Consider the following 23,291-nt stretch of genomic DNA (forward strand, 5'->3'; position numbering starts at 1 on the left):
TCTCGTTAAGTAGTCTCGTTTGTCTTATTTTTTGTCGTGTCGTCTTGAGCCGTTGTAGCTGTATTATCGGTATCGGTTGTTTTTAACTCTTTTAGCTCTTCTAGTTCATTTAATTTCGGCTCTAGAATAGGCAGGATATTGTTATTAACGATAATCTCGTAGCCTTCTTTAGTCGGATGAATCGCATCCGCTTGGTTGAGCTCTCGGTCACCGCCGACACCCTCTAAGAAAAATGGGATAAGCGTCAGGTTCATGTCTTTAGCAACACGTGGATAAATGTCTGAGAATGCCGCCACGTATTCACTGCCTAGATTGTCATAGATCGACATACCGCCTAAGATGACGACACTGCCATTGTCTTGCAGGTGCTTAACCGCAGTACGAATATTGGCTTCAATGGTTGCTACATCGATACCGCGTATCGCATCGTTAGCACCGATAGTCAAGATAGTGATGTCGGGTTTGGTTTGCGATACCCAGTCCAATCGATTGACCAATCCCGTACTGGTTTCACCGCTTAGACCTGAGTTGATAACCTTGGCATTAGTATAGCCCATCTCTTGTAGACGATCTTCTAACTGAGCAGGATAGTTGTCATCTTTGTCCACTCCCAGACCTTCTGTCAGTGAGTCACCAAGTGCTAGAATAGTAAGTGATGAGGATTTGACCTGTTGATCAGTTGAGGCCGCGGTTTCAGTGGCTACTGGAGCAGTGCTGGCTTGACTGTTAGTCGCTTCAATACTGGTACTCTGCGTGTCAGTAGCAGATGTGGTTTCAGCTTCTTTTTGACAGCCACTGATAGCAATTACAGCTGCAAGCATGGCAATAGCAGACAAGCGCTGAGCAAAACGAGAGGGGAGTTTCATCATGGGTGTTATGTCCTATATGCAATCAAACCAGTGTATAGTCAAATCCTATCTAAACCAGATACAGTATCAGTCAGATAAATCGTCAGGCTCGTTCAGTCTACTATTGGTAGTACTTTCACACGCCGTCCTTTTATCCGGATTATATTGAGTATCCAGCTTATATTAAGTATTGAAATTATATTGAACTGACTATAGCAAAATAAGACAGTGACCTATATTGCCCTAAGGTTAATTTAAGGCCGCTTTATTGCGCGTTAGCAATCATAGCCTTGTAGACCATAAAAACTGATAGAAATGAAAGCTGATAGCAATCAAATAGATTTGCCATCGACCATCACTGGACGACTAACAAGCCAAGCAATCATGACGTTGACAATCATCAGTATCAGCATAATAAGAAGCGGCATACTCCAGCTCCCAGTCATTTCATGCAGCCAGCCTGTACCCAATGGTCCAAAAAACGCAATGACATAACCCACTGCTTGAGCCATACCAGACAGCTCACTTGCCTGATTGGTCGTATAAGTACGCATAGAGAACAGCATCATGCTTAAGGTAAAAATCGCTGAACAGCCCATGCCCATCATGCCTGACCATAACCATGCCAAGTCAGTCGATAGATAACTGACACCCAATATACCAACGACATTTAGCACAGCGGCGAACACGGCTAGCGCTTGAATAGGGCGGCCACGATTGACCAACCAAGTTAAACTTAATATAGAAACTGGTGCCATAAACTGAAATACAGAGCCCATCTGTCCAGCACTGACGGCAGATAGTCCCTTACTAACCCAAATCGACGGTAAAAAACTGGCAACGGTATAAAACAATAATGACTGCAATCCCATAAAAATAGCAATCTGCCACGCAAAGGTAGTTCGCCACATCGAAATGTCAGAGGTGCCCAAAGCTGTAGGGATAACCGTTTGATGGTTTGATGAGCCCAAACGCACACGTAAAAATAGCCAGATGACAAAGGCAAAAACACCCAGTATCGTCCAACCACCTAATGCCCACTGCCAACCAACTTGCTCCGATAGCGGTAATACGACGCCTGCGACGATACCTGCTGCTGTGGTCATCGTTAGACTAAACAGACCAGTAATCAACGGAATATGTTGCGGGGTACGCTGCTTAATGACAGGGGCTGCTAACGTATTAGCAAAGCCGATAGCCAAAGTCAGCAACAAAGTACCAATTAAAAACCCACTCCACGTCGGGATAGCGGTACGGATAATCATCCCTACCGTCAATAGCCCAATCATGGCAAGCAATGTGTTTTCTAACCCGAATCGCTTGCCAATGGTTGGGGAAATCAGCGCACCAACGGCAAAGCTAAGCATAGGAACTGCTCCTAGCCAGCCTATCTGAAACTCAGAGATATCAAGCGCGTCCTTTACCACTGGAGCGATAGAACCTAGCGCGACGATAGGCGCACGCATATTGGTGGCTAGCAGAATCATGGCACACAGCACCAACCAAAAGGTAAAGCGTGAGGAGGGCAGGCTAGATGAAGCAGATAGATTGGACGAGGTAGACATAGCAGCACAACGATGACAGCGAAAAATAACACGTTATTAAACAGCGTCAAGCAATTGCCGCTTATAAAATAACACCAGAGAGCATTTACCCAGACACGTACCTAAACGGTAATCGATATCTTAAATGAGACCGAAAAATATATGTAGCGCGTAAGACATACAATTTGCTTAACTGACTTTGCTAAATTGGCAGGCAAGTTAGTCAAAATGTATGTGTGGTTACTTCGAGTTAAGGCTTTAGAATCGTGATGATAAGAGATGGCGATAATAAGGAATCTCAAATAAGCAGTCTTATCGCACAATAAAAATAGCGCCAAGTCACTTTTGAATGACTTGACGCTATTATAAGAACATATGTCAGGTAAATGCTACCAGCGTATGGTAACCAATAGGCTATTAAACCGATTTACCCAATTGAGCAGCTCTCAATGCATTCTCTTGCTGTTCAGCGATTAATGAATCGCACTTATTGGGATCATTGCCGCAAAACGAGCAATTTTCGTCGCCCATCAATTTGGCAACACCGCCACAAGATCCTCTAAGCGGCTTTTTTTTGACCATATAACCGACGCCCATAAAAATGAAGAATAGGACAAATACGGTGAAAGTAATGGCAAGCATAGGAAGCAGTTGGCTAAGCATAGAGGAAACCTCATTTTAAAAAATAGGGCAGTTATTAGTACTGTTGTCTAAGTTCATGACAGCTAAGCACCGTTAATAACAACTGTATAATAGTATAGCAAATTTTAGTGCAGCTCGTTGTGCGTTAACGTATTCTCTTGTTTCACATCTATCACTTACTAATGGCTTTTAGAGTGTGCCGTCTAGAGTTTGGAGAGCGTTTAGAGCTTTTTATCAGCACGTAATGCTTTCATCGCTGGTGTCTGTACCACCTGCCAATCGTCAATGTTATCATCAGTAGCTTCGTCAGCAGCTTCGTTGAACATATCGTCAGAACTCTTTGCTTTTACATCGTCAGCTAGTACCACGAACATGGCCGCTAGATTTTGGGTTTTAGCGACGTTTAGTGCCTTGTGATAAGGCATCGCGGTAAGGGCAGTTGCCCACGCATCTGCCAATGCAACCGAATCAGCTGCGACAGTGACTGAAGGTGCACCGCCTGCAATAGGGTTACCCGTTGTCGGATCGATAGTATGGCTATAGCGTTTGCCATCGAATATGACAGAGTTACGATAGTTACCAGAGGTCGCTAGATGCATCTGACTAGCCGTGTTTTTCGGTTGGCGAATAGCAGATATGGTCTGACGTTCGCTGACCGTGCTGCCTTCAATAGGGGCGTCAATCGCAATTTGCCATGGCTGCTGCTGGTTATTCACACCAGAGGTGGCAATCTCACCACCGATCTCAACCATATAGTTACGAATTTGGTAATCCTCTCTCAGCACATCAGCAATGACATCGACGCCATAACCTTTGGCAACGGCAGAAAAATCTAAACCAACGCCATCTTTGGTTTTATATATGGTGTCGTCTTTCTTTATGATGCTCTCAAAATCGACTAATGCTTTTGCTTGCGCAATCTCAATGGCTGTCGGTGGACTTTGTAGACGCTCGACCGTCATGGTACTCCCAAAGCCCCATGTGTTTACGAGTGGCATAACAGTAGGGTCAAAAGCACCGCCAGACTGCTGATAGACAATTTGTGATACGTCTAGCACACGACTAAAATCAGCATCAATAGTGATAGGTTTGTCTTTGCCCAAACGATTGAATGTAGATATCGTCGAGTCGTTTTGATAAGTAGACATGCTATCGTTAATTTGTTTTAGGCGCTCGTCTACCGCAGCTTGTATGGCGGCTTCGTCCGCATCATCAGGCAACTGATAGCTAATATGATAGCTCGTACCCATCGTCTCACCGATCAGATAGTTATAGTCTGGGGTTTGCTGGCAAGCGCTGAGCCCTAAAGTACTGGCAAGACCAACGACGCTTACTAAGGTAAGGTGTAGAGATTTTTTGGAAGATAAGCTGGATATAGTGTTTTTCATAATATTTTCGGTATGGCGTAGAAATGAGTAGGGTGTAAAACAAGCCACGCTTATTTTACACCCCTTGAACCCCAAAATACTAATGAAGGCACCATTCAGCGACAATTCGTTCGGTTGAGCGGATTATTTTACTTGTGACTCACGTATGAGTTTATAGAGTTTTGGCGGAGAGACGCGGTTGACCCGTGTGGCCAGTTTTTCTTTCCGACCAGCGACGATAATATATTCCTCTCCCTTGGTGAGTGCCTTCACGACTTGTTTGGCAAAATCAGTCGCAGTTAGCCCGTTATTAGTCGCTTCATCCATCGTACCTTGTGCGCTACCATCGCCAGTCAACGCATTGATAGAGATATTAGTCTGGATAAACCCGGGGAATATCGTGGCTACTTCGATACCTTGGTCATGTAGCTCAGCTCGCAAACTGTTTGCCCACATATGCAGCGCTGCTTTGGCTGCCCCATAAGCACCTCGATATTGTGTACCCAATAGGCCTGCCACACTTGAAACCATCACGACTTTACCACCGCCTTGTGCGATCATGTCAGGCAACGCAAGCCTGGTAAGACGCGTCTGAGCAAAGTAATCTATTTCCATGATTTGACGCTCAACTTCTTCAGCTGTGTCCATGATGAGTGAACGCTGACTGATACCAGCGTTATTGATGAGCCAGTCGATTTTTCCTGCCTGAGCTTTAGCAGTGTCATAAGCTTCTTTGGCTTGGTTGGCATCACTGATATCAAAAGGAACGACAATATGTTTGTTAGCGCGTTTGCAGCTGTTTTTGACCACCTCTAACTTATCACTGTCACGTCCACTTAGAATAATCCTAGCGCCGCGTTTGGCGAACGCAACGGCTAATGCTTGTCCAATACCACTAGAAGCTCCGGTAATCCAAATGGTCAAATCTTTGTATTTCGTTTTCATAAGAGTCCTTTCTCAATGTTTAGATAGTCCATCATATAGGATAATAAAGCGATTCTACTAGCTAGATTTGTAGCCTACGAAGCCACGACTATGTGTAAAAATCGCACAAAAAAAGAGCCTCAATTGAGACTCTTTTTTATATTCTTAAACTTACTTTGCTAGATTAATTATCTAACTTAACCACCGAAATCATCAAGCATGATGTTTTCGTCTTCCACGCCCATGCTGTGTAGCATGTCGATTACGGCAGCGTTCATCATCGGTGGCCCACACATGTAGTATTCACAGTCTTCTGGGTTTGGATGATCTTTCAGATAGTTTTCGAGCAATACGTTATGGATAAAGCCTGTTGGACCTTCCCAGTTATCTTCTGGTAATGGGTCAGACAGTGCAACATGCCACTCAAAGTTATCGAACTCTTCTTCTAGCTGATCATAGTCTTCAACGTAGAACATCTCACGAATAGAACGTGCTCCGTACCAGAAGCTAATCTTACGATCAGTATTCAAACGTTTAAGCTGATCAAAGATATGTGAGCGCATTGGGGCCATACCAGCACCACCACCAACAAAGATCATTTCAGCTTCGGTCTTCTTAGCAAAGAATTCACCATAAGGACCTGAAACTGTCACTTTGTCACCAGGTACTAAGCTAAATACCCATGAAGACATTTTGCCTGGTGGAATACCGTCAGGACCACGTGGCGGTGGACTTGCGATACGGATGTTAAATTTGATGAGGCCTTTCTCTTCAGGATAGTTGGCCATTGAGTAAGCACGGATAACAGGCTCATCAACTTTTGAGACATAGTTGAAGATACCGAATTTTTCCCAGTCTTCTCTATATTCTTCATCAACCACAAAGTCTTTGTAGTGCACTTCATGCGGTGGCGCTTCCAACTGTACATAACCACCAGCACGGAAGTTTACTTCTTCGCCTTCTGGAATTTTTAGTACCAGCTCTTTAATGAAAGTGGCAACGTTATCGTTAGAGATAACTTCACATTCCCATTTCTGTACATCAAAGAACTCAGGATCAATCTCAATTTTCATGTCTTGCTTAACAGCTACCTGACAAGCTAAGCGCATGTGATTGCGGATTTCACCTTGGGTAAAATAGCCTTCTTCGGTGGGCAAAATAGAACCACCACCTTCAATAACGCGGCAACGACACTGCGCACAAGTACCACCACCACCACAAGCTGAAGATAAAAATATACCTTCGCCCGCTAGCGTTTGTAGTAGTTTGCCGCCAGCTGGTGTCACAACATCATTATCGGGATTATCATTAATATGGATAGTGACATCGCCTGAACTGACCAGTCTTGAGCGCGCCGCCAAAATAATAGCGACAAGGCCCATGATGATCAAGGTAAACATAGCAACGCCACCAATCGCCGTAGCGTAATCCATGGTAGGTATCCTTAATCTATGGGGTAGGGGTGTGAGGGCATAATCTATGCTGTACCCAAACCTCTACCGAATAAATGAATTAAATAAGTCAAATAGCTAATGAAAGCTTTGAGCTTAGCGGTTTAGATGGACATACCACCGAACGACATAAAGCCGAGCGACATAAGACCAACCGTGATAAAAGTAATACCAAGACCACGCAGCGGTGCTGGAATATCTGAGTATTTTAGCTTTTCACGGATACCCGCCAATGCTGTAATAGCAAGTGCCCAACCGAAGCCTGCACCCACACCATAGACAACAGATTCACCAAAGTTATAGTCACGCTCAACCATAAATAGTACACCACCTAAGATGGCACAGTTTACGGTGATTAGTGGTAAGAATACCCCAAGCGCGTTATATAGACTCGGTACAAACTTGTCCAAAAACATCTCTAGGATCTGTACGGTGGCTGCAATCAAACCGATATAACTTAGCAATCCTAAGAAGCTCAAGTCGATATCAGGGAACCCTGCCCATGCCAGCGCACCATCTTTTAGGATGAACTGGAATAGTAAATTGTTTAGTGGAACGGTAATTGCCATCACGACAACAACCGCAACACCTAGACCAATCGCTGTAGAGACTTTTTTGGATACGGCCAAAAAAGTACACATGCCTAAGAAGTAGGCAAGCGCCATGTTCTCAATAAAGACTGAGGTTATAAATAAACTAACATAATGTCCCATTAGTGACCGCCTCCATGTGCCATGCCTTTAGACTGCGGCTTCATTACAAACTCAGCTTCTTCAACTTGTTCTGGTTTCCAGATACGGACAACAGCGATGAACAAACCAATGATAAAGAACGCTGATGGTGGTAACAGTAATAGACCGTTTGGTATGTACCAACCGCCATCAGTGACTGGCTGTAGAATCGTAATACCGAACCAAGTACCAGCACCCAATAGCTCACGGATAGTTGCAACGAATAGTAGTACTGCTGAGTAACCAAGACCGTTACCAATACCATCTAAAAAGCTTGGAATTGGTGGGTTGCTCATAGCAAATGCTTCAGCACGGCCCATAACGATACAGTTAGTGATAATCAAACCAACGAAAACTGACAAACCTTTACTGACGTCATAAGCAACTGCTTTTAGTACCTGATCAACCAAGATAACCAATGAAGCAATAATCGTCATCTGTACGATGATACGAATGCTTGATGGAATCTGCTTACGGATAATTGAGATAAAGAAGCTTGAAAATGCCGTTACCAAGGTCAATGCCACACACATGACCATAGCGTTAGCCATGCTGGTGGTAACAGCCAATGCCGAACAGATACCAAGGATCTGTAGGGCAATAGGGTTATTATCAAAGATAGGCGTGGTTAAAATGCTTTTAGTGTCAGCCATGTTATGCCTCCTTGCCGTTTGCTACTGGTAGCTTGGCTGCCAATTCGGTTTTAGGTTGAGCTGCCGACTTTGATTGATTTGCTTGCGTATCTGCACCTTCAACCGTTTGGCCGCTCTTTTCGCGTAGCGTATCTAGATAAGGCTTATAACCTTGCTCGCCTAACCAAAACTGAATCATGTTGCTGACGCCGCGGCTAGTCAATGTCGCACCGCTGATGCCATCAACCCAGTTCTCTTTTGGGTTACCAGCTTTGGTTACACCAGTGGCAACGTTACCATTCTCGTCATAAGACTCGATACCGCTCCACTTTGCACGCCACTCTGGCTCTTCGATACGAGCGCCAAGACCTGGGGTTTCTTTATGCTCGTAGAAACTGATACCTTTGATGGTATTCATATCACTTTCGAGCGTTAAGAAACCATAGATAGTGCCCCATAGACCGTAGCCCTGAATTGGCAGTACAACCGTTTCTGGCTGACCTGCGTCATCATTTTTGACATAGACTTTGGCATATTTTGGCTTACGACCAATACCAGCAGGATCGTTGTCACCCAAGTCTTCACTTAAAGCTTGGTTTTTTGTCGCTTGACTGGCGTCATAAGCATTACGATCAGGGATGCCAGCAGTTTTTAGCGCGTCGTCATCGAGATAAGTACCTTCGTTTAGATCAATGATTTTTACTTCAAAATCTTTAAAACGTTCGGCGACATCATCTGCTGTATCAGACTCAGCGTCATACATATCAGCCGCAACTAAGATGTTTTTGTTACGGTCTAAACGTGCGTTTTCAACTTGTGCAGGTTTTAGACCAACAGCCACTGCTGAAACCAACACTGAACACACCAAGCATAGCGTCAAAGCCACACTGATGGTTTTCGCGTTATTACTTTTGGGCTTGGACATAGCGAACCCTCCGAGCGGTTTGGCGTTTGATATTTGCTTGAGTCACAAAGTAATCAAACAATGGAGCAAATAAGTTGGCGAATAGAATGGCCAGCATGATGCCTTCTGGGAAAGCAGGGTTGATGACGCGAATCAATACGGTCATAAAACCAATCAAGATACCATAAGCCCAGCGGCCTTTATTTGTATGCGCAGCTGATACTGGATCGGTTGCCATAAATACAGCACCGAAAGCAAAGCCACCGATAACTAAGTGCCAGTAGAACGGCAAGCTCATCATCATGTTGTCTTCAGAACCAATCATGTTGAATACAAGAGACGTCGCAATCAGACCGACCACACAACCTGCCATAATGCGCCAAGAAGCAATACGCGTCCATAGCAACACTGCAGCACCCATTAGGATGGCTAGCGTCGATACTTCACCGATACTACCTTGCATGTTGCCTAAGAATGCATCACTCCACGTAATGGCATTACCATAGACGTCGACGAAGTCCTGAGGAACCACACCAAGGGCTGCAAGGCCAAGAGGCGTCGCACCTGAGAAACCGTCTACTGCCGTCCATACTGAGTCACCAGACATATAGGCTGGATAAGCAAAGTATAAGAATGCACGACCCGATAGGGCAGGGTTAAGGAAGTTTTTACCAGTACCACCGAACACTTCTTTTGCGACAACCACACCGAAGATAATACCTAGGGCAACTTGCCATAAAGGAATATCAGGTGGTAGACATAATGCAAATAGAACTGAAGTCACAAAGAAACCTTCGTTAACTTCGTGTCCACGGACGACAGCAAAGATAATCTCACAGAGAATACCTACCGCAAACGTCACGATATAAATAGGCAAAAACTGCATCGCACCATAGACGAAGCTGGCCCAGATACTGTCTGGGTTATAGCCTGCCATGCTAGTGATCACAGTACGCCAGCCTTCAGGCTGCAAGCCAAGCTGAGCGATAGCGGTTAGTGCTTGATGACCAATGTTGTACATACCCCAAAACATCGCTGGGAAGGTACATAGCCATACAGTAATCATAATACGTTTTAGGTCAATCCCGTCACGTACATGCGATGACGCATATGTGGTTGAGCTTGGTTGACGTAAGAACGTATCAAACATCTCAAAAATAGCGTAGTACTTTTCGTGTTTGCCGCCTTTGGTGAAAGATGGCTCCATACGATCGAACATATTGTGTAAAAATTTCATCGTGGTTAGCCCTCCAGCTCAATGCGCGTTAAGTTATCACGCAAAATATCACCGAATTCATATTTGCCAGGAGATACAAAGGTGCATAGTGCCAAATCTTCTTCGTCCAGTTCAAGCACGCCCAAATCTACGGCGCTAATGATGTCTTCGACAATCAATGCACGTAGTAATTGAGTTGGTAGGTAATCTTGTGGCATGACTTCTTCGTAGACACCGATTGGTACCATCGCTCGTGGTGAGCCGTTACTTGTCGTAGTAAAGTTGTATTTTTTGCCACCAAAGAACTGCGAAATATAGATAGGCAGTTTTGAGAAGCGGTTTTTACCTGGAGTAAAGAAGTGGAATGCAGGACGCTCACGGCCTTCAGTCAAGACGCTGATCTGATTGTGAAAACGACCCAGATAGGCGATGTTTTCAAACACTTTGCGACCAGACAATACTGAACCTGAAATGATACGGTTCTCGCCAGCAGCCAGTTTACCTTTGGTTAAGGCAGTAATATCAGCACCACGCTCAGTCATAACCAACTGCGGGTTAGTGACAGCAGGCCCTGCTAAGCTCACCATGCGGCGCGTATATAGACGACCTGTCGTGAACAATTTACCGATTGCAATCACGTCTTGATAACCAATCGTCCATACGGTCACACCGCGGCTGATAGGATGCAAAAAGTGAATGTGCGTACCAGCAAGACCAGCTGGATGCTTACCAGCAAAACCATGATACTCAGTGACGTTATTCGCTGCAGTTTTTGCAACTGGCGTCAGTTGGGTATCGCCATGATGGCAGACAAAGATCTTTGGACTAAGCGTAGATAATACAGCAAGTCCATCATTGAACGCTTGTAGCTGCTCATTGATCACAAGCATCGGGTCAAAGGCAAGTGGATTGGTATCCATTGCTGTGACAAAGATGGCATGTGGACGAGCGCCGATTTCGGGTGCGCGGCTATAAGGACGCGTACGGAACGCTGTCCATTCGCCAGAGGCAATCAGTTGGGTTTCAACGACTTCAGAGTCTAGGTCAGCAAGCTGCTGTGAGTCATAGCGCTCAAAGTCTACTTCTTCACCATTTGGGTCGACCGCAATCACAAGACTCTCAAACACTCGACGTTCGCCACGTTTAACAGCGACGACCTTACCGGCAGCAGGGGCAGTGTAGATCACGCCAACACGTTTTTTGTCTTCATAAACGGGCTGACCTTTGGCTACAATGTCACCTTCTTTGACATTCATAGTGGGCTTCATACCCACATAATCATAGCCAACAAGTGCTACATGTGTCGGTTGGTGCTCAGATATCTCGCGGGAGGGTTCACCAGTGATGGGCAAATCCAAACCTTTTTTGATGGTAATCATAAGCGAAAACTTAGTCCATAGTCTAAAACGATACCAGACGTCCTGTTTGGTATATCGGTAGCATGAACATTTGTATCACTCAATAAAGCCTTCAATCGTCTATTTCCTTTATAGTGAAATAGGGATGAAAGCTCTGTGAAGACAATACATGATCATAACTACTAGTAAGAGTATTAACGCTGACCTTAGACTCCTTAACAACACGTTAATGTCTTATTCGAATTACCAAAGTGGCGACTGGCTACCAAGGTGTATGCTAAAACCGTTTCATCGAAACCAATCGCTACAGCACATGGCTAAAAGAGACTGGTTTAAATACAAATGGCTTTATCACACGTTTCATTGAAATTTAAAACTTGTAACACCAGTATGTTTGACCATCTCTCGTTCACTAATATCGTTTAAAGATATTCGATAGAATAAGAGTGTGGCCAAATAACGATCTATTAAGGTAGATGATATACTGGTTAAAAGACAAACTAGCTAAGCAACTGATAAGCAAACCTCACTTATTATAAGCTGCTATAGTTTTAATCGTAACGGTTTTAATATAGTTAGCTAGTGATAGGGACTTGCAAGACATCTAATTGAGGTTAAATACCGCAGAATCGATGGTTTAGAGACTATTGGTTGAGATTTTTCAGATAGTCCTTTTTAGCAATTTCTTGGCCAATATTTTATTGGCGTATTGAGCGATTGCTCGATCCATCCTGATTACCATGCTGTATTAGTGAGTTGTAACAACTCAACAAAAAGCGTAACACATGGTTACTATCACATAGAAACAAATAAAAATTTACCTAGGATTATACGCTAAATTGACCTAAAATTGCCAGTCAGTAATAGAATTTAACGATTGTTGGTAGTGATTCTACGTACTAAAACTTATGGTTATGATTGTCTAGTTTCTGTCTTTCTTATTTGTATTCAAACAGATTGCTAACTTAGCGATGTCTTGGTTTTCGATCTGTCCATAATTTATGCTACTTTTAAGCAGCGTTTTCTCTCGTTATTTGATGCTTCGATAACGTTTCATTCTCAAAATTTTAATTTACTAAATTTATTGCCAATCTTGTGCTTTATAAGGAATGCTATATGTGTGCTGTGCCTGTCATTATCCCGGCTATTGATTTAAAAGATGGTAAGTGTGTACGTTTAAAACAAGGCCGTATGGAAGATGATACGGTGTTCTCTGATGATCCGGTTGCTATGGCAGCGCGTTGGGTAGATGAAGGCGCGCGTCGCTTACATTTGGTCGATTTGAATGGTGCCTTTGATGGCGTGCCAGTACATAGACAAGTGGTCAATGATATCACCAAAGCCTATCCGAACCTGCCTATTCAGCTGGGCGGCGGTGTACGCAACATGAATACCATCGAGCAGTATATTACCGCAGGTTTGACATATATCATTATCGGTACAAAAGCTGTTGAAGATCCTAATTTTGTCGCGGAAGCTTGCCGCGAATTTGCAGGACATATCATCGTCGGTATCGATGCCAAAGACGGTATGGTAGCCACCCATGGCTGGGCAAACGTGACAGATACCAAAGCGACCGAACTTGCTAAGCGCTTTGCAGACGTCGGCGTGTCATCGATTGTTTATACTGATATCGCGCGCGATGGCATGATGCAGGGCGTCAACGTTGAACAAACCGTTAATTTGGCGCGTGAAGGCGGACTACCTGTGATTGCATCAGGTGGCGTTACTGATATGAAAGATATTGAGCTGTTAAAGCCTTATGGTGATTGTATCGAAGGTATTATCACTGGTCGTGCTATCTATGAAGGCACGCTGAACTTAAGCGAAGCACAGCTTTATTTAGATAGCTAAATAAAGCTAGGCAGCTAAAATCAGGCAGCTAATTATCAGCAATCAGCTAAGCGAGAAAAATCCGTAAAAAATAAAGGATGCTTATGGCCACTTACATTGACCGTTCAATAATACGCAGTTCTATAAAAGCGTGGGGTCAAATGGTGTTGCTACTAAGCATCCTTTTTGCGTTCTCAGCGCATGCTGCCAGTGAAGAGATTTCTGGTATCGCAGCAGCGTTAGGTATAGAGACGACTGAAGGTGTAGAGACAACAGAGGAAAGCGTATCTAACGATGATTCTGCTATATCAGGAAATGAGACATTAACAGGTGATACCACAGAACCTGCTAGCTCATTGCCAACGCCTGCTCCACCGCCAGTAATCAGTGGCGAAAGCACTAATAATGCTCAAATTGAAACCACACCCACACCGCAAAAAGACAACGATATTCGTCAACGTATCAGCGGTATTTTCTCTGAAATCGAAGGCTTACAAGCCGTCAATGTTAGTGTCACCCAAGGGGTCGTTACCCTAACGGGAGAGACAGCCAACGAAAAAAAAGCACAGCAAGCGATTAACTTAACCAACCGACTAACAGATGTCGTCACTGTAGAAGATAGAATTAACCGCACACTAGATGTTCAGGAGAATGTCTCAACGGTCTATCAAGGTCTAAAAGCGCAGGCGACCAATCTAGTGAAGGCGCTACCGCTACTATTGGTCGGCATTGTTATATTTGCCTTGGTGGCATGGTTTGGCAGTTGGTTATCTAATCGCAAAAAGATGTGGCAACGTTTAACACCCAATCCATTTGTCGCTGAGCTGCTGTCACAAACGGTCAAAGTCATCTTTATTATCTTTGGTCTGATTCTAGGACTAAGTCTAATAGGTGCAGAGACTATTTTAGGCACATTGCTTGGTGGGGCAGGTGTCATTGGTATTGCGGTTGGTTTCGCAGTCAAAGATACCATTGAAAATTATATCGCTTCACTAATGCTGAGCATTCGCCAACCTTTTCGTGCCCGTGATCATATCGTGATTAATGGGCAAGAGGGCATCGTGGTTCGCTTGACCTCACGTGCGACAATACTGATGACATTAGATGGTAATCAGCTACGTATTCCTAATGCTGAAGTCTTTAAAGGTACAATTCTAAATTACACCAAAAATCCTGAGCGCCGATTTACTTTTGAATTGGGCGTTGATGCCAATGATGATCCTTTAGCAGCAATCAAAGTAGGGCTAGATGCAATACATACACTAGCGTTTGTCTTGGACGAGCCTAAAGCGATTGCGGTTATTACCAATGTAGGCGATTCTAATATTGTTTTGGAATTTCAGGTTTGGGTAGATCAATCAGAGACTGACTTTGCCAAAGCACGCAGTATCGCCATTCGTGAGACCAAGCATGCACTAGAAGATAAAGGCTTTAGCTTACCTGAGCCTATTTATCGTCTGCGCTTTAACAACAAGTTAGAAAAAGCCTTTGAACACATGCAAAGCAGTGCCAACAATGCTAATAATGTTCAATCTGATATAACGATTACGCCGTCAATTCCTGAACCTGCTGAAACAAATCAGGTCAGCGGGAGTCATACGGATGACCAAGATAAAAAACAAGCCAAGGCTCGAGCCAAAACCATTTTACAAGGTCGCAGTGCTAATGAGGTTCTCGACGCCCGTCCTGACGATAAGCTGATGGAAAAGGTAGAGCAAGAGATTGCTCAAAGCTCAGATGAGACTGACTTATTGAATAATAATAGCCCGCAAGAATAGGTACTAGACGTTAAATAAGATTTAGGCATAAAAAGTGCAACAGAATCTATATTTGGTGGTTATTCAAATACGGGGCTTTTTATGGAAATGAAACACGTCATTATCTTTGCAGTAATTGGTATTGTGGCATTACTCGGCTTTAACATTATCAATGGCAATAGTCGCGAACAAAACAGAGAGGTCGCAGCTAGTAGCATAGCGGCTGAACAGCCTGATGCTACAGTAGCTAGCTCTGATACAGATATTACTAGCCAGCCACTTAGTCAACAGCCGAAAGCTATCGTAGATAGTGCTACTAGCAAAATTGATCAAGCGCAGCAAGCCGAGCAAGACCGTGTAAACCAATTGGACGATGCGCAATAGGCACAATAAATAGCTATATCATTGATGATTGAAAAGTACATAGCATAAAAAAGGCTAACGATCACGTTAGCCTTTTTTATAGTATTACAACATCAGTATCTAAGTATCAGTCTAAACTTAGCTTTTTTTGGCAGCGCCTCTGCGGTTGCTGCTTCTTTTTGCTGGGGCTTTCTTCGGCTGCTCTTTCTTCGGTTGACCTTTTTTAGTTTGGTTCATTGCACTAGATTGCAATTTAGCCTTCAAATCAAAATCAATCTGTAGCAGATCCATATTGACACCCGCAACCTTAACTTTAACCGAATCACCAAGTCCAAATAGCGTGCCTTTATCTTTACCAATAAGCTGCTGTTGCTGCTCATCGTAAACAAAGAAATCATCGCCAACGTTTGAGATATGAACCAAACCATCGATATATAAGTCAGTCAATGTGACGAATAGACCAAAGCTAGTAACCGTAGTCACAACACCTTCGAACTCTTCACCGACATGATCCGTCATATAGTGACACTTGAGCCAAGATTCTACATAACGTGATGCTTTTTCTGCACGGCGTTCTGTATCTGACGTTTGTGTACCAGCACCTTCAAGAGAAAAGTCCATAACAGGTTGCTGGCTGTTGGTGACTTTTGCCTTAATCGCGCGATGCAGCATCAAATCTGGATAACGGCGAATCGGCGAGGTAAAGTGGCTATATTCGTCATATGCTAAGCCAAAGTGACCAATATTGTCAGGTGCATAGTTTGCTTGCATCATTGAACGCAGTAGCATGCTATGAATACTGATGGCATCTGGTCTATCTTTAGTTGCTTCGATAATGCGTTGATAATCCGCTTGCGTTGGATTCTCTTCTGGGAATGGTAAGCCAAAGTTTTTCGCATATTCATGAATACGCATCGACTTCTCATTATCAGGCTTATCATGGTTACGATATAAAACTGGTAACTCATGTTTAAGTGCGAAGTTTGCAGCACAAGTATTGGCAAGCAGCATACATTCTTCGATTAGCTTCTGAGAGTCGCCACGAGTGCGTGGTAAAATCGCTTCGATTCCGCCTTTCTCGTTAAACTTGATATACGTTTCAACCGTTTCGAACTCCATTGCATGACGTTCTTCACGCTTTTTAAGTAGTAGCTCATACAACTGATGTAACGTATCAACAGATTTTTTAACGTCTTTATTGCCTGTCAGTGATTTAGGTAATCTCTTATCATTCGGGTTCACAAGATAATCATTTACTTGATTATAAGTCAGACGGGCTTGTGAATGCATCACTGACGGATAGAACTCATATCCAGTCACTTTACCGGCACGCGATATCTTGATATCAGCAACCATACATAAGCGATCTAGATTAGGGTTCAATGAGCATAGACCGTTAGACAACACTTCAGGCAACATCGGAATCACGCGATGCGGGAAGTATACCGAAGTACCACGCTCATAGGCATCTTGGTCAAGTGGTGAATTCGGTGTCACATAATAGCTGACATCCGCAATCGCAACCACGACACGGTAGTTACCACCAGAACGCTTTTCAGCAAATACAGCATCGTCAAAATCACGAGCATCTTCGCCATCGATAGTGACAAGCGGTAGATGACGTATGTCTGTACGACCTTTTATGTCTTTCTCAGTTGGCTCTTGATAGTCATCAGCTTGTTTAAGCGCAGCTTCGCTAAAATCTGATGGAATATCATAGTTGAGCAAGGTAGTCTCAATAATCAATTCACGATCATTGTCATCAGACAGCACTTCAGTGATTTTACCAGTGGCAAATTCATGCTGGTTTGGCCAGTCAATGATATCGACTTTAACAGGAGCGCCTTGCTTAATATTTAGCGCCTGAACATTGTCATCAGTAACCGTAATCGGTTGATGATTGTTCGGGCTACCAAGCTCAACACAATAGCCGTCTTCATCACGAGCAAGTGTACCGATAAAGTTGTTTTGACGACGTTCGACAACATCGACGATACGCCCTTCGGTACGTCCGCGATTGTCTGTCGAAGTGCCGACTGCTGCTACTGTATCGCCATTAAATACCCAGCGCATTTGTTTTTCATGCAAAAACAAATCTGGCATATCACTTAGCACCACAAAACCAAAACCTTTTGGATGTGCAGACACTGTACCTGAGACGATATCTTGCTTGGTTACCGTACGATAGCGATAAGGACGACCATCACGATTCACTTGGCCGTCACGCGCCATTGCTTTTAGGCGATTGCCCAAAGCATCAAACTGATCAGGATCATCAATGTTAAAGGCTTTTGCCAACTGTTGATGCGTGACTTCCCCATGCTCATTAACCGTGCTGAGTATCAGCTCACGACTAGGAATCGGGTTGTCATATTTTTTTGCCTCACTTGAGGCGTTTGGATCATTCCAACTCATAAATTACCGTATCTATTTTTAAAATTATTAATAGTGGCTATCTTAACACGAACGACGTCGCAATATCTTGTGTCAATTGTCTTATGTGTATTCGGTAGCAGGAAGCGGTCAGTTTTCTAGCGACCGCTATAGGGACGAATCAAATATCAATATCGACATTACTCGATTGGTTAGTGATTTTTTTACTATCCAACTCTTTTGAGACTTCTAATACCGTAGTCTGATTTGATTTATCCAAGTATTTTTGTGCTTTATCTACTTCAGTGGTCAGTGTATTGACCGTTTGCTTCATATTCTCTAGCGCTTCAATTTTATAATTACTAATCATATCCATAGTGTCATAGACATTATTGAAAGCATTTTGCAGTTTATCAAGCTCAATGCTACTGCTGGTCGCCTGCTCATGGATTTCACCTGACTGACGTTTAAGCATCGCTGACGTTGATTCAATTAAACTACTGGTGGTTTTGTTCAATGCAGTGATTTGATCCAATACCAATTTTTGATTGGTCATTGCTTGAGCAACGACAACAGCCGTGCGTAAAGCTGACACTGTGGTCGTGGTTGCGCGATCGACCCCTTTAATCAGCTCTAAGTTATTACGGCGAATGGTATCAAGCGCCAAATAGCCTTGTACATTTACTGCTAACTGGGTTAAAAAGTCAGTGTTTTTTTGACGGACATAAAACAACATCTCTTCTTTAATGATGCGAGCTTTTTCTGGATCTGTTGCTTCTATCGCATAGACCTTTTGCTCAAGTTGCTCATCAATCTTTTTGCCAACGTAGACATACTGGCGAATAGACTGCATCAGCTCCCACATATTGACTTTTTCTTGCTCAATCATCGCATTGTCTTTGAGCAATTCGTCTTTACCATTATAGAGACTGGTCACAACGGCATTAATATGTGATTGTGCGGATTCATACTGACGGAAGTAATCTTGTACTTTATTACCGAACGGAATGAGACCGAACAGCTTGCGTGAGCTGGTCAGCTCTTTTTTACTCGGATCTAAGTCTTCAACAATCCCGCGTAGTTCTGTCAACGATTTGGCGATAGGGGAATTATCAAATAAGCTGTCATTCAGACTTTTTGCAGGCAAATCTAACATTCGATTAGAGACTTGTGCAGATTCACGAATCTCTTTGGTACCTAGATTATGAATAGACTGCACGTTCTGTCGAAACTCATCGCTATGCACAGAGTTGGTAATCACATGATCAACAAAAGCATCAACCTTGGCATCGAGCTCAGGAATTTGGCTTTCATCCAATTTGACCATCTGATCTGCTTCACTTTTCTGTATTTCTTTGACAGGTTCAGGTGCTGTTAGAGAGATACTAGGAGTTGTAGCGTTTTCTGGTGGCGTCAATTCTTGCATGAAATATCCTCTGATATCGGAGAAGGGAAGTGTTTTTTGTCAACGACTCTGACAGCCGTGATATACATTGTTTTTATTTATACACTTAGCTTTTATACGTTTATAAGGTGTCTTTAGCTCGTACTAATTTTTATCAAATGATCATTAGTTACTGCTAAATACCGTCTAGTAAATATAACTAGACCTTTAGATTACCGTGTAATCAGAAAGTTGAGAAGGTGGATTTTGTAAAATAGCGTCAGTCAATGATACTAGGCTATTATGTTCAATATAGCTGCGTTCATTACAGCCGTTTTTGAGTCCAAATAATAAAAAACCATCAATATCCCGCAGCATATTGATGGTTAGAGTTATAAATAGCTATATAGACTAACAGCCACCACTCAAAGCAATCCAATAGACAGATTACTTTTTCTTAGTGGGTCCAAGCAGCATACCCATCTGACGACCTTCCATCTTAGGGTACTGTTCGACGTTTGAGATATCAGCAGTATCTTCAATGATACGATCAAGTTGTTTGCGACCGATATCTTGGTGCGCCATTTCACGTCCGCGGAAACGGATGCTAATTTTAACTTTGTCTTGATCTTCCAAGAAGCTCACGATTTTTCTCAGTTTAACCTGATAATCGGCCTCTTCGGTACTAGGACGTAGCTTCATCTCTTTAAGCTGAGTCTGCTTTTGGTTTTTCTTAGCTTCTTTAGCCTTTTGCTTTTGATCATAGAGGAAGTGCTTATAATCCATGATCTTACATACTGGCGGCTTAGCTTCAGGAACTAATTCAACCAAATCTAGATTTTCATCACGTGCCGCTTTCATCGCGGTTGCGATATCAACCACGCCCATTTGCTCGCCATCTTCTTTAACGAGACGGACTTCTTTGACATTGATATCTTCGTTGATGTTCAAACGGTTGGACTGTTTAATAGGTATTACTCCTCATCTGTTTTTGGGGTCTGTCGGCCTTTTTTACTGACAGCGGTCTGTACTAATGTAATAAATTCAGAAACACTCATCACGCCAAGGTTCTCACCTTCGCGAGTTCGGACGTTAACACTGCCCGATTCGACTTCTTTATCCCCTAATACTAGCATATAGGGAATACGTTCTAATGTTTTCTCTCGTATCTTAAATCCAATCTTTTCGTTACGCAAGTCGCTAATAGCGCGCAAACCTGCATTTTTGAGCTCGCTAACCACGTTTTCACATGCATCAGCTTGTTTATCAGTGATGTTCATGACCACAACTTGCTGCGGCGCTAGCCATACTGGCATCCAACCAGCATAGTTTTCGATTAAAATACCGATGAAACGCTCGAACGAACCTAAGATTGCACGGTGCAACATAATAGGTACTTCACGATCGTTTTGCTCATTGACGAACTCTGCATCTAGTCGTTCAGGCATGTTCGGATCAACCTGAATAGTGCCACACTGCCAAATGCGTCCTAATGAATCCTTTAGACTGAACTCAATCTTCGGACCATAGAATGCACCTTCACCAGGTAGGTAGTCCCAGTCTAGCCCTGAGCTATCAAGCGCATCTGCTAGCGCTTTTTCTGCAAAGTCCCAAGACTCATCACTACCAACGCGTTTTTCAGGACGGGTAGAGAGCTTCATAATAATATTATCGAAGCCAAAATCTTCATAGACAGCAAGCGTTAGCTTAATAAAGTCAGCAACTTCTTGTTGAATCTGTGCCTGCGTACAAAAGATATGCGCATCATCTTGAGTAAAGCCACGCACACGCATCAAACCATGTAGTGAACCTGATGGCTCATTACGATGACAAGAACCAAACTCAGCCATACGCAATGGCAAGTCACGGTAAGACTTTAGGCCTTGGTTAAACACTTGCACATGACAAGGGCAGTTCATCGGTTTTACCGCATAATCACGGTTTTCACTAGAAGTCGTGAACATATTGGTTGCATAGTTACCCCAATGTCCTGAGCGCTCCCACAAACTACGATCGACGATTTGAGGTGTTTTAATCTCTTCATAGCCATTGTCGTATTGTACTTTGCGCATATATTGCTCAAGTACTTGATAAATCGTCCAACCATTAGCATGCCAGAACACCATACCTGGCGCCTGCTCCTGCATATGAAATAGGTTTAACGCTTTACCAATTTTACGATGGTCACGTTTTTCTGCTTCTTCGATGCGCTGGATATAAGCTTTTAACTGTTTCTTATCAGCCCACGCAGTACCATAGATACGCTGTAACTGCTCATTTTTCGCATCGCCGCGCCAATAAGCACCTGACATCTTGGTCAGTTTAAATACTTTCAAAAAGCGTGTGTTTGGCACATGCGGGCCACGGCACATATCCACATATTCTTGGTGATGATACAGACCAAAGGCTTCCTCACCTGGCATATCATTAATAAGCTTTAACTTATAGTCTTCGTTACGTGATTCAAATATCTCAATCGCTTCGGCACGTGGCGTCATTTTTTTGATAACATCATAATCTTGCTTGATCAGCTCCATCATGCGTTTTTCAATCGCTTCCATATGCTCAGGCGTAAATGGCGTTTCACTAAAGATATCGTAATAAAAACCATCATCAATAACAGGACCAATGACCATCTTCACATCAGGGTAAAGCTGTTTAACAGCATGACCTAATAGGTGAGCACATGAGTGACGGATAATATCGACACCGTCGTCGTCTTTTGGCGTTACGATTTCAACATTGGCATCAGTAACGATAGGATCATGTGCATCTACTAGATGACCATTTACACGCCCAGCAACCGTCGCTTTAGCGAGTCCTGTCCCAATACTTTGCGCCACTTCCATGACTGTTGTATGACCTTCAAAGTCTTTTACACTACCATCGGGTAAAGTAATCGCTACCATAATCTATTCGCCTATTATTGGGTCCGTTGGCAGTGATGACTGCAACCATCAATCATATAACCGTGAGACCACATCAATTATATCTAATCATCGTGATATGTTGTGAAAGGGACGCATTACCTAGAGTCTTACTATGACTATATATGCTAGGACCAATGTAAGGCCTAAAGCTAGTTAATCAATAGCATTGCAGCAAAACGCATTTCGCTATAGAAGTAATATAACAGCCAACATATATAAGTAATGCAGCAAAATACCTATTATAGCAAAAACCGTCTCTCAACACTAGATATCAAGGGATTGCGCGACGACTAATATAAGAGCCGTATCTTATGATAAAGGTAGTATCAGATACTACACTACATAGGACAATATATTGAAAGCATCATATAACCCCGAATAACTTAGCTTCTATATAGTGCTAATTATATGAATATCAACATTGAGAGATATGAGAGACAATTTACTTAGAAGGGACATGCAAGAAGAGCAGGATGAATAAGCCCATTTATTATGATTAAATAAAGCCTACCTTTATTAAAAATTAGTGAATTAAATCGTATTACACACTAGTATTAAAGAAAATAAATAACGTTGAATTTATAACCTATTGAAAGAAATAAAGATTTATTCATCTACTAAAATAAGTTGAAAAACATTAATAAAACGGGTTGACACAAAAGTTAAACCGTCTATAATACGCACCTCATCAAGACGAGCTGGAGATAGCTTATATGTAGATTACATATAAATAACCCAGTTAACTTGTTGAAACAAATTAAAAAAAGAAGTTGACAGACTATTAAAACATGATATGATGGTCAGCTCGCTAAATAGGATAAGCCACATTGGCTAACTTGTTTAGTTTGAAATACTAGCACTGGACGACAGTGTCAGACATTATTTAAAAGCATAACTAAAGAACAACTTGTGTGGATTTTTGCTGATTCAGAATGCTAAAAAATAAAGTTGACTATCTTTTCTTTTCGGAAAGATTATCAACTATAAAAATTATCATTTAAGACAGCAGAAAAACTCAAAGTTAATTCATTACG

The 23,291-nt window shown here is 42.8% G+C and carries 18 protein-coding genes; 3 read left to right on the forward strand and 15 right to left on the reverse strand.

Annotated elements, in window-relative coordinates; all coding sequences use genetic code 11:
- Positions 1-5: 5 nt before the first annotated feature.
- From V6252_RS08510 to V6252_RS08560, 11 genes are all read right to left on the reverse strand, one after another.
- On the reverse strand, positions 6-869 hold the full coding sequence (locus tag V6252_RS08510; protein ID WP_341610079.1) for an arylesterase: 864 nt from the start codon (positions 867-869) through the stop codon (positions 6-8).
- 311 nt (positions 870-1,180) lie between these two features.
- Positions 1,181-2,413, reverse strand: a complete 1,233-nt coding sequence (locus V6252_RS08515) for a CynX/NimT family MFS transporter (RefSeq protein WP_341610080.1) — start codon at positions 2,411-2,413, stop codon at positions 1,181-1,183.
- A gap of 396 nt (positions 2,414-2,809) precedes the next feature.
- Complete coding sequence (nqrM, locus tag V6252_RS08520; RefSeq protein ID WP_057762175.1) at positions 2,810-3,055, reverse strand: (Na+)-NQR maturation NqrM; 246 nt, start codon at positions 3,053-3,055, stop codon at positions 2,810-2,812.
- A gap of 200 nt (positions 3,056-3,255) precedes the next feature.
- Positions 3,256-4,422: an FAD:protein FMN transferase gene (locus tag V6252_RS08525; RefSeq protein WP_341610081.1), complete on the reverse strand. Its 1,167-nt coding sequence runs from the start codon at positions 4,420-4,422 to the stop codon at positions 3,256-3,258.
- A gap of 123 nt (positions 4,423-4,545) precedes the next feature.
- Positions 4,546-5,346, reverse strand: coding sequence for an SDR family NAD(P)-dependent oxidoreductase (locus V6252_RS08530; protein WP_341610082.1), 801 nt, complete (start codon positions 5,344-5,346; stop codon positions 4,546-4,548).
- Between the two features lie 176 nt (positions 5,347-5,522).
- Positions 5,523-6,758: an NADH:ubiquinone reductase (Na(+)-transporting) subunit F gene (nqrF, locus tag V6252_RS08535; protein WP_102078341.1), complete on the reverse strand. Its 1,236-nt coding sequence runs from the start codon at positions 6,756-6,758 to the stop codon at positions 5,523-5,525.
- Positions 6,759-6,880: 122 nt separating this feature from the next.
- A complete protein-coding gene (gene nqrE, locus V6252_RS08540) occupies positions 6,881-7,489 on the reverse strand; it encodes an NADH:ubiquinone reductase (Na(+)-transporting) subunit E (protein WP_011281361.1) in 609 nt (202 codons plus the stop codon).
- Positions 7,489-8,160, reverse strand: coding sequence for an NADH:ubiquinone reductase (Na(+)-transporting) subunit D (locus V6252_RS08545; protein ID WP_057762168.1), 672 nt, complete (start codon positions 8,158-8,160; stop codon positions 7,489-7,491). Before V6252_RS08545 ends, nqrE begins: the two co-directional genes overlap by 1 nt.
- A 1-nt stretch (position 8,161) precedes the next feature.
- Entirely contained in the window at positions 8,162-9,064 is a 903-nt protein-coding gene (locus tag V6252_RS08550) for a Na(+)-translocating NADH-quinone reductase subunit C (protein ID WP_341610083.1), read from the reverse strand.
- On the reverse strand, positions 9,045-10,280 hold the full coding sequence (locus V6252_RS08555) for an NADH:ubiquinone reductase (Na(+)-transporting) subunit B (RefSeq protein ID WP_057762164.1): 1,236 nt from the start codon (positions 10,278-10,280) through the stop codon (positions 9,045-9,047). The genes V6252_RS08550 and V6252_RS08555 overlap by 20 nt, the downstream gene beginning before the upstream one ends.
- A 5-nt stretch (positions 10,281-10,285) precedes the next feature.
- Positions 10,286-11,638, reverse strand: coding sequence for a Na(+)-translocating NADH-quinone reductase subunit A (locus V6252_RS08560; RefSeq protein WP_341610084.1), 1,353 nt, complete (start codon positions 11,636-11,638; stop codon positions 10,286-10,288).
- Between the two features lie 1,095 nt (positions 11,639-12,733).
- Here V6252_RS08560 and hisA point away from each other — a divergent pair.
- From hisA to V6252_RS08575, 3 genes are all read left to right on the forward strand, one after another.
- Positions 12,734-13,471, forward strand: a complete 738-nt coding sequence (hisA, locus tag V6252_RS08565; protein WP_102094878.1) for a 1-(5-phosphoribosyl)-5-[(5-phosphoribosylamino)methylideneamino]imidazole-4-carboxamide isomerase — start codon at positions 12,734-12,736, stop codon at positions 13,469-13,471.
- Positions 13,472-13,554: 83 nt separating this feature from the next.
- Positions 13,555-15,228: a mechanosensitive ion channel family protein gene (locus V6252_RS08570; protein ID WP_341610085.1), complete on the forward strand. Its 1,674-nt coding sequence runs from the start codon at positions 13,555-13,557 to the stop codon at positions 15,226-15,228.
- 81 nt (positions 15,229-15,309) lie between these two features.
- On the forward strand, positions 15,310-15,591 hold the full coding sequence (locus V6252_RS08575) for a hypothetical protein (RefSeq protein ID WP_341610086.1): 282 nt from the start codon (positions 15,310-15,312) through the stop codon (positions 15,589-15,591).
- A 117-nt stretch (positions 15,592-15,708) separates the two neighbouring features.
- Here V6252_RS08575 and rnr read toward each other — a convergent pair whose 3' ends face one another.
- From rnr to thrS, 4 genes are all read right to left on the reverse strand, one after another.
- Entirely contained in the window at positions 15,709-17,985 is a 2,277-nt protein-coding gene (gene rnr, locus V6252_RS08580; RefSeq protein WP_341610087.1) for a ribonuclease R, read from the reverse strand.
- Positions 17,986-18,124: 139 nt separating this feature from the next.
- Entirely contained in the window at positions 18,125-19,369 is a 1,245-nt protein-coding gene (locus V6252_RS08585) for a toxic anion resistance protein (protein ID WP_298811134.1), read from the reverse strand.
- Between the two features lie 405 nt (positions 19,370-19,774).
- Entirely contained in the window at positions 19,775-20,278 is a 504-nt protein-coding gene (gene infC / locus V6252_RS08590; protein ID WP_057762155.1) for a translation initiation factor IF-3, read from the reverse strand.
- A gap of 23 nt (positions 20,279-20,301) precedes the next feature.
- Entirely contained in the window at positions 20,302-22,236 is a 1,935-nt protein-coding gene (gene thrS / locus V6252_RS08595; RefSeq protein ID WP_341610088.1) for a threonine--tRNA ligase, read from the reverse strand.
- Positions 22,237-23,291: the final 1,055 nt, after the last annotated feature.

The sequence above is a fragment of the Psychrobacter proteolyticus genome (assembly GCF_038155145.1).
Lineage (GTDB): Bacteria > Pseudomonadota > Gammaproteobacteria > Pseudomonadales > Moraxellaceae > Psychrobacter > Psychrobacter proteolyticus_B.